The following is an 8,445-nucleotide window of genomic DNA, read 5'->3' as shown; positions in this document are numbered from 1 at the left end:
CACCCTGAACTCGGCCCTGAGCTGCTGATGCTGGTCGCCATGTGCTTTGCCCTGTGCCTGGTGCCGGTGGCAATGACCCGGCGCATCCACCCGGCGCCTTTGCGGCCGGCGCCGATGGAGCCCCAGTATTGAATGGCCTGTGTATGACTCAATGGTCTTCGCTGTCATCCTCATCGCCGCCGGCGACATTCATCCCCAGCTCCTTGATCTTGCGCGTCAAGGTATTGCGCCCCCAGCCCAGCAACAACGCCGCATCCCGACGCCGCCCGGCCGTGTGCTTGAGGGCGGTCTCGATCATGATCCGTTCGAAACTGGGCACCGCACTGTCGAGCAGGTTCGATTGGCCACGGGCCAGCGCCTGGTCCGCCCACTGGCGCAGCGCCTGTTCCCAGTTGGTCACGGGGGCGGCGTCCTGCGGCAGGTTCAGCAGCTCGGGAGGCAAGTCACCGATCAGCACTTCACGGCTGGACGCCATCACGGTGATCCAGCGGCAGGTGTTTTCCATCTGCCGCACGTTGCCCGGCCACGGCAGGTTGCGGATGAACTCTTCGGTTTCCGGCTTCAGCAGTTTCGGCTCCACCGCCAGCTCCTGCGCGGCGCGGGCGAGGAAGTGGCGGGCGAGCGCAGGGATATCTTCGCGGCGGTCGGCCAGGCGCGGAATGTGGATGCGGATCACATTGAGCCGGTGGAACAAGTCCTCGCGGAACTTGCCAGCCTGCACCAACGACTCCAGGTTCTGGTGGGTGGCGGCAATGATGCGCACATCCACCTTGACCGGCACGTGGCCACCCACCCGGTAGAACTCGCCATCGGCCAGCACCCGCAGCAGGCGGGTCTGGGTGTCGGCGGGCATGTCGCCGATCTCGTCGAGGAACAACGTACCGCCGTCGGCCTGCTCGAAGCGGCCGCGGCGCAGGTTTGCCGCACCGGTGAAGGCGCCTTTCTCGTGGCCGAACAGCTCGGACTCCATCAGGTCTTTAGGGATGGCTGCCATGTTCAGGGCAATGAACGGTGACGCCGCACGCGGGCTGTGGCGGTGCAACGCATGCGCCACCAGCTCTTTGCCGGTGCCGGACTCACCGTTGATCAGTACCGTGATGTTGGAGTGGCTCAGGCGACCGATGGCGCGGAACACCTCCTGCATCGCCGGCGCTTCGCCGATGATCTCTGGCGTGCGGGCCAAGGCTTGTGGCACATCGAGGCCTTGCTGCTCCTGGGCATGCTGGTTGGCGCGCTTGACCAGCGACACCGCCTCGTCCACGTCGAACGGCTTGGGCAGGTACTCGAAGGCGCCGCCCTGGTAGGACGCCACGGCACTGTCGAGGTCGGAGTGAGCGGTCATGATGATGACCGGCAGGCGCGGGTGCTGTTCGCGGATCTGGGCCAGCAGGTCAAGGCCGCTGGTGCCCGGCATGCGGATGTCGGAAATGATCACATCCGGTTGCTGGCGGGCCAGGCGGCCCATCACGCCATCAGCGCTGTCGAAGCTCTGGGTGGTCATGCCTTCCTGTTGCAGGGCTTTTTCCAGGACCCAGCGGATGGAGCGATCATCGTCGACGATCCATACGGTTTCACTTCGGCTCATGAGGCGGTGGCTCCTTGTTCCAGAGGCAGGTAAATCGAGAAGGCGGTATGGCCCGCGTGGCTTTCACACTCGATCAGGCCCTGGTGCTGGCTGATGATGTTCTGGGTGATGGCCAGGCCCAGCCCGGTACCGTCCGGGCGCCCGCTGACCATGGGATAGAAAAGCGTGTCTTGCAGTTCCGACGGGATGCCCGGGCCGTTGTCGATGATCTCGACGCGTGCCACCAGGCGGTGGCGCACATGGCCGATGGTGAACTGGCGCAGCGCACGGCTGCGCAGGGTGATGCGGCCCAGGCGCAATTCGTTCTGCGAGCTGATCGCCTGCATGGCGTTGCGCACGATGTTCAGCACCGCCTGGATCATCTGCTCACGGTCGATCAGCACATCCGGCAGGCTCGGGTCGTAGTCGCGCACCAACGTGATGCAGCCCTGGCTTTCGGCGTCCACCAGGCTGCAGACCCGCTCCAGCACTTCGTGGATGTTGGTCATGGCCAGCGAGGGCAGTTTGTTCGAGCCCAGCATACGGTCGACCAGATTGCGCAGGCGGTCGGCCTCTTCGATGATCACGTTGGTGTAGTCGCGCAGGCCCTCTTCAGGCAGCTCGCGGGCCAACAGCTGCGCCGCGCCGCGGATGCCACCGAGCGGGTTCTTGATCTCGTGGGCCAGGCCTCGCACCAGCATCTTGGTGGTTTCCTGCTTGCTCAGCTGGGCTTCTTCCTTGGTGATGCGCAGCAGCCGATCGCGTGGGTGCACCTCGAGCAGCAGTAGGGTCTGGCCCTGGTGCAAAATCGGCGTGACAGCGTAGTCGACGGTGATGGTCTGCCCAGTCAGCGAGGTCAGTTGCGCCTCGCGCTTGGTGAACGGGTGCGCCTGTTCCACCGCCTGGCGCAGCGAGCTGAGCGCTTCGGTCGACTCGGTGAACAGCTCGCTGATGAACTGCCCATGGCTGCGCTGGCCACTGACGGCCAACAGCATTTCTGCCGCCGGGTTCATGTATTCCAGGCGCAGCTCGGCGTTCAGCAGGAGCGTGGCGGTGGTCAGGTTGTCCAGAAGCAGACGGTGCTGTGCATCGCTGATGGTCATAAGGCGTCGTTGACCTCTTTTGGCGCTTGCCTGGCACTGGGTGGCCAGAGCCGGGCGCGCTGTGGATCCGCTGATGCCAGGAAAATGCAAGAAACAAACCAAAGCTCCGAAAAGAAGCGAGATTTGCCCATAAAGGCCTGTATCTGCGCACTTTCGGATCAGAAACTCTGGATGAAACGTTTCACTTGACCCAGATTGGGGAGCAAATAGGGGCACGGCTGGCAGTTGTGCACCAAGATAGAGCATAGCGGGAGTGGCGAGGGTTCTGCGTGGGCAGAAACAAAAACGGCCTCCCGAAGGAGGCCGTCTTGATCACGTAATCGGCGCCAGGCGCCGATCAGATCAGCAGCTGTAGTACAGCTCGTATTCCAGTGGGTGCACGAAGGTACGGACTTTGATCTCTTCTTCGCTCTTCAGCTCGATGAAGGCATCGATGAAGTCGTCGGAGAACACGCCGCCCTTGGTCAGGAACGCACGGCCTTTATCCAGCTCTTCCAGGGCCTCTTTCAGGCTGCCGCAGACTTGCGGGATGTCTTTCGCCTCTTCAGGCGGCAGGTCGTACAGGTTCTTGTCGGCAGCATCGCCTGGGTGGATCTTGTTCTGGATGCCGTCCAGGCCAGCCATCAGCAGGGCCGCGAAGGCCAGGTACGGGTTGGCCGATGGGTCCGGGAAGCGCGCTTCGATACGGCGGGCTTTCGGGCTGCCGACGTACGGAATACGGATCGAGGCGGAACGGTTGCGCGCCGAGTAGGCCAGCATCACCGGGGCTTCGAAGCCTGGGACCAGACGCTTGTAGGAGTTGGTCGACGGGTTGGTGAAGCCGTTCAGGGCCTTACCGTGCTTGATGATACCGCCGATGAAGTACAGGGCGGTGTCGGACAGGCCGGCATAGCCTTCACCCGAGAAGGTGTTCTTGCCGTCTTTCCAGATCGACATGTGCACGTGCATGCCCGAGCCGTTGTCGCCGTACAGTGGCTTCGGCATGAAGGTGGCGGTACGGCCGTAGGCGTCGGCAACGTTGTGCACGACGTACTTCAGGGCCTGTACTTCGTCAGCTTTCTTCACCAGGGTGTTGAACTTGACGCCGATTTCGTTCTGGCCGGCAGTCGCCACTTCGTGGTGGTGAACTTCAACGGTCTGACCCATTTCTTCCAGTGCGTTGCACATGGCAGTACGGATTTCGTGGTCGTGGTCGAACGGCGGAACTGGGAAGTAGCCGCCTTTGACGCCAGGACGGTGGCCTTTGTTGCCGCCTTCCACGTCAGCGCCAGTCATCCACGAGCCTTGCTCGGAGAAGATCTTGAACATCGAGCCGGAGATGTCCGACTGGAACTTCACTTCGTCGAAGATGAAGAACTCAGGCTCTGGGCCAGCGAATACGGTGTCACCGATGCCGGTGCTCTTCAGGTACTCTTCGGCGCGCTTGGCGATGCCGCGTGGGTCGCGATCGTAGCCCTGCATGCTCGACGGGTCGACGATGTCGCAGGTGATGATCAGGGTCGGCTCTTCGGTGAACGGGTCCAACACGGCGGTGTCATCGACCGGCATCAGGATCATGTCGGAGGCTTCGATGCCTTTCCAGCCAGCGATGGAGGAACCGTCGAACATCTTGCCGACTTCGAAGAAATCTTCGTCCAGGCCATCACGCGCCGGCATGGTCACGTGGTGCTGAATGCCTTTGGTGTCCGTGAAACGCAGATCAATCCACTTGACGTCATGATCTTTGATGAGTTGAACCGACTTCGACATGTTGTCCTCCGGATGGTCTAGAGCGCGGTGGGCCGCTGCCCTGGAAAAAGGGTGTTGCCGGGCGCGGATAGTCGGCCAAGCTTACCTGCCTCACAAGGGAGCAAATTGCATGCCAGTGCCCGAAAATGGCGAGGGCGGGATAAAAGAGGGCGTTTGCGGGCATCTGGCGACAGGGTAGCGGGGAAAAGTGCACCCTTAAGATGCGGTTTTTAGTACCAGTGCACCAATAGTGTGCACGTGCTTAGTGTTGTGCTTTCTTTCAGGGCCTCTTCGCGGGTGAACCCGCTCCCACAGGGACCGCAGGGATTTCGAAGATTGTGCAATCCCCTGTAGGAGCGGGTTTACCCGCGAAAGGGCCGGAACAGGCACCCCAAAACCCCGGCCTTGCATTTATCTCAAAGCTTCTGATCAAAAGTTGGTCAAATCCTGAGCAATTTCCGATATAATTCGCGCCCCTCATTTTCGGCAGGCCCTGCGCGCGCTGTTAACCAATGAAACTTATCGTCAAAGTCTTCCCAGAAATCACCATCAAGAGCCGGCCGGTGCGCAAGCGCTTCATCCGTCAGCTCGGCAAGAACATCCGCAACGTGCTCAAGGATCTGGATCCTGAGCTCGCGGTCGATGGTGTCTGGGACAATCTCGAAGTGGTCACCCGCGTCGAAGACGAGAAGGTCCAGCGCGAGATGATCGAGCGCCTCACCTGCACGCCGGGTATCACCCACTTCCTGCAGGTCGAGGAATACCCGCTCGGCGACTTCGACGACATCGTCGAGAAGTGCAAGCAGCACTTCGGTCACCTGCTGGCAGGCAAGCACTTCGCCGTACGCTGCAAGCGCGGCGGCCACCACGACTTCACGTCGATGGACGTCGACCGCTACGTCGGCAGCCAGCTGCGTCAGCAGTGCGGCGCCGCCGGCATCGAGCTGAAGAACCCGGAAGTCCTGGTGCGCATCGAAATTCGCAACCAGCGCCTGTACGTGATCCACAACCAGCACCAGGGCATCGGCGGCTATCCGCTGGGCGCCCTGGAGCAAACCCTGGTATTGATGTCCGGTGGCTTCGACTCCACCGTGGCGGCCTACCAGATGATGCGTCGTGGCCTGATGACCCACTTCTGCTTCTTCAACCTCGGCGGCCGTGCCCACGAACTGGGGGTGATGGAAGTTGCCCACTACCTGTGGAAAAAGTACGGCAGCAGCCAGCGCGTGCTGTTCATCAGCGTGCCGTTCGAAGAAGTGGTCGGCGAGATCCTCAACAAGGTCGACAACAGCTACATGGGCGTGACCCTCAAGCGCATGATGTTGCGCGGCGCCGCCCATATGGCCGACCGCCTGCAGATCGACGCGCTGGTCACCGGCGAGGCAATTTCCCAGGTCTCCAGCCAGACCCTGCCGAACCTGTCGATCATCGACTCGGCGACCGACAAGCTGGTGCTGCGCCCGCTGCTGGCCAGCCACAAGCAGGACATCATCGACCAGGCCACCGAAATCGGCACCGCCGACTTCGCCAAGCACATGCCTGAATACTGCGGCGTGATCTCGGTAAACCCGACCACCCACGCCAAGCGTCACCGCATGGAGCATGAAGAGAAGCAATTCGACATGGCCGTGCTGGAGCGCGCCCTCGAACGCGCCAAGTTCATCTCGATCGACCACGTGATCGATGAGCTGGGCAAGGACGTCGAGGTGGAAGAAGTGCGCGAAGCGCTGCCTGGCCAGATCGTCATCGACATCCGTCACCCCGATGCCCAGGAAGACGAACCCCTGGTGATCGAGGGCATCGAAGTCCAGGTGATGCCATTTTATGCAATTAATAGTCGCTTCAAGCAGCTGGATGAAACGCGCCAGTACCTGCTGTATTGCGACAAGGGTGTGATGAGCCGACTGCACGCACACCACCTGCTCAGTGAGGGACATGCCAATGTGCGTGTTTATCGTCCGGCATAAGACGCCAGGGCTGTATGGCGGCAGCATCCGCCATCGCCCTCCCGACCACCGGGCCTGCTGAGCCTTATACCTTACATATTGGTCGCCTAGACTAGGCGGCAACCGAATCCTCTGATCGAGATACACTTGTGATCGAAAATCTGCGTAACATCGCCATCATCGCCCACGTTGACCATGGTAAAACCACGTTGGTCGACAAACTCCTGCGTCAGTCCGGCACTCTGGAGCGTAACGAGCTCAACGACGAGCGCGTCATGGACTCCAACGACCAGGAAAAAGAGCGCGGTATTACCATTCTGGCGAAAAACACCGCCATCAACTGGAACGGCTACCACATCAACATCGTCGACACCCCCGGCCACGCCGACTTCGGTGGCGAGGTTGAGCGTGTAATGTCGATGGTCGACTCCGTGCTGCTGCTGGTCGACGCTCAAGACGGCCCGATGCCGCAAACCCGCTTCGTGACCAAAAAGGCCTTCGAAGCTGGCCTGAAGCCAATCGTTGTCATCAACAAGGTTGACCGCCCGGGCGCGCGTCCTGACTGGGTTCTGGACCAGATCTTCGACCTGTTCGACAACCTCGGTGCCACCGACGAACAGCTGGACTTCAAAGTCGTCTACGCCTCGGCCCTGAACGGCATCGCCGGTCTGGACCACACCGAAATGGGCGAAGACATGACTGCCCTGTACCAGGCGGTCATCGACCACGTTCCAGCGCCAGCTGTTGACCGTGACGGCCCGTTCCAGATGCAGATCTCCGCTCTGGACTACAACAGCTTCCTGGGTGTGATCGGTGTTGGCCGTATTGCCCGTGGTCGCATCAAGCCGAACACCCCGGTTGTCGCCATCGACGCCGACGGCAAGAAGCGTAACGGCCGTATCCTCAAGCTGATGGGCCACCACGGCCTGCACCGCGTCGATGTCGAAGAAGCCCAAGCTGGCGACATCGTCTGCATCAGCGGTTTCGACGAGCTGTTCATCTCCGACACCCTGTGCGACCCGACTGCCGTTGAGGCGATGAAGCCGCTGACCGTTGACGAGCCTACCGTTTCGATGACCTTCCAGGTCAACGACTCGCCGTTCTGCGGCAAGGAAGGCAAGTTCGTCACCAGCCGTAACATCAAGGACCGTCTGGACAAAGAGCTGCTGTACAACGTTGCCCTGCGCGTTGAAGAAACCGACTCCCCAGACAAGTTCAAAGTCTCGGGCCGTGGTGAGCTGCACCTCTCGGTACTGATCGAAACCATGCGTCGCGAAGGCTTCGAGCTGGCCCTGGGCCGCCCAGAAGTGATCATCCGCGAAGTGGACGGCGTGAAGCAGGAACCGTTCGAAAACGTCACCATCGACATCCCTGAAGAAGCCCAGGGCAAGGTCATGGAAGAGATGGGTCTGCGTAAAGGCGACCTGACCAACATGGTCCCGGATGGCAAGGGCCGTGTACGCCTGGAATACAACATCCCGGCGCGTGGTCTGATCGGTTTCCGTAACCAGTTCCTGACCCTGACCAACGGTGCAGGCATCCTGACTTCGATCTTCGATCGCTACGACACCGTGAAGTCCGGCCACATGTCCGGCCGTCAGAACGGCGTACTGGTTTCGGTCGAAACCGGCAAGGCGCTGACCTACTCGCTGGAAACCCTCCAGGCGCGTGGCAAGCTGTTTGTCGAGCACGGTCAAGAGATCTACAACGGTCAGATCATCGGCCAGAACAGCCGCGACAACGACCTGGGCGTCAACCCTACCAAGGGCAAGAAGCTCGACAACATGCGTGCTTCGGGTAAAGACGAAGTCATCGCCCTGGTTCCGCCTGTTCGCTTCACCCTGGAACAGGCTCTGGAATACATCCAGGAAGACGAGCTGTGTGAAGTCACGCCGAAGTCCATCCGTCTTCGCAAGAAGATCCTGGACGAAAGCGAGCGTACCCGCGCTGCCAAGAAAGCCAAGAACAGCTGATTTAGCTGTGGCTGAATGAAAACGCCCCCGGTCGAAAGGCCGGGGGCGTTTTTGTTTGTCTGCAGATTTTGTACTGTCTGTGCTGGCCTCTTCGCGGGTAAACCCGCTCCCACAGGTACTGCGCAGCTATT

Annotated in this window: 5 protein-coding genes and 1 pseudogene; 3 read left to right on the top strand and 3 right to left on the bottom strand. The window is 60.8% G+C overall.

The genetic code is table 11. The features are described from left to right. Nucleotides 1-129 (top strand): annotated as a pseudogene (locus OO306_RS27360) (hypothetical protein); the annotation flags it as partial. A gap of 19 nt (nucleotides 130-148) precedes the next feature. Here OO306_RS27360 and ntrC read toward each other — a convergent pair. The 3 genes from ntrC to glnA form a co-directional block, all read right to left on the bottom strand. Next, nucleotides 149-1,585 carry a nitrogen regulation protein NR(I) gene (gene ntrC / locus OO306_RS27355; protein WP_027592383.1) on the bottom strand — a complete coding sequence of 479 codons (1,437 nt, stop codon included), beginning with the start codon at nucleotides 1,583-1,585 and terminating at the stop codon, nucleotides 149-151. Then, the gene (gene glnL / locus OO306_RS27350) at nucleotides 1,582-2,667 is read right to left on the bottom strand and encodes a nitrogen regulation protein NR(II) (protein WP_027592384.1); all 1,086 of its coding nucleotides are present in this window, start codon (nucleotides 2,665-2,667) and stop codon (nucleotides 1,582-1,584) included. The genes ntrC and glnL overlap by 4 nt, the downstream gene beginning before the upstream one ends. 342 nt (nucleotides 2,668-3,009) lie before the next feature. Then, nucleotides 3,010-4,416 (bottom strand): type I glutamate--ammonia ligase, encoded by a 1,407-nt coding sequence (glnA, locus tag OO306_RS27345; protein WP_008095432.1) that lies wholly within the window; start codon nucleotides 4,414-4,416, stop codon nucleotides 3,010-3,012. A gap of 491 nt (nucleotides 4,417-4,907) precedes the next feature. Between glnA and thiI the strand changes: the two genes are divergently transcribed. Both thiI and typA read left to right on the top strand, forming a co-directional pair. Further along, nucleotides 4,908-6,362 (top strand): tRNA uracil 4-sulfurtransferase ThiI, encoded by a 1,455-nt coding sequence (gene thiI, locus OO306_RS27340; protein WP_027592385.1) that lies wholly within the window; start codon nucleotides 4,908-4,910, stop codon nucleotides 6,360-6,362. Nucleotides 6,363-6,490: 128 nt separating this feature from the next. After that, a complete protein-coding gene (gene typA / locus OO306_RS27335; protein WP_027592386.1) occupies nucleotides 6,491-8,314 on the top strand; it encodes a translational GTPase TypA in 1,824 nt (607 codons plus the stop codon). Nucleotides 8,315-8,445 lie beyond the last annotated feature (131 nt).

The sequence above is a fragment of the Pseudomonas sp. DCB_AW genome (genome assembly GCF_026240895.1).
GTDB lineage: Bacteria > Pseudomonadota > Gammaproteobacteria > Pseudomonadales > Pseudomonadaceae > Aquipseudomonas > Aquipseudomonas kermanshahensis.
The sequence above is the reverse complement of the archived record's forward strand: the minus strand, read 5'-3'. Positions and strand labels throughout refer to the sequence as shown.

Excerpts from the sequence above, each read along its gene's own strand:
- thiI (WP_027592385.1), top strand. The coding sequence starts at position 4,908 with ATGAAACTTATCGTCAAAGTCTTCCCAGAAATCACCATCAAGAGCCGG.
- glnA (WP_008095432.1), bottom strand. The coding sequence starts at position 4,416 with ATGTCGAAGTCGGTTCAACTCATCAAAGATCATGACGTCAAGTGGATT.
- ntrC (WP_027592383.1), bottom strand. The coding sequence starts at position 1,585 with ATGAGCCGAAGTGAAACCGTATGGATCGTCGACGATGATCGCTCCATC.
- glnL (WP_027592384.1), bottom strand. The coding sequence starts at position 2,667 with ATGACCATCAGCGATGCACAGCACCGTCTGCTTCTGGACAACCTGACC.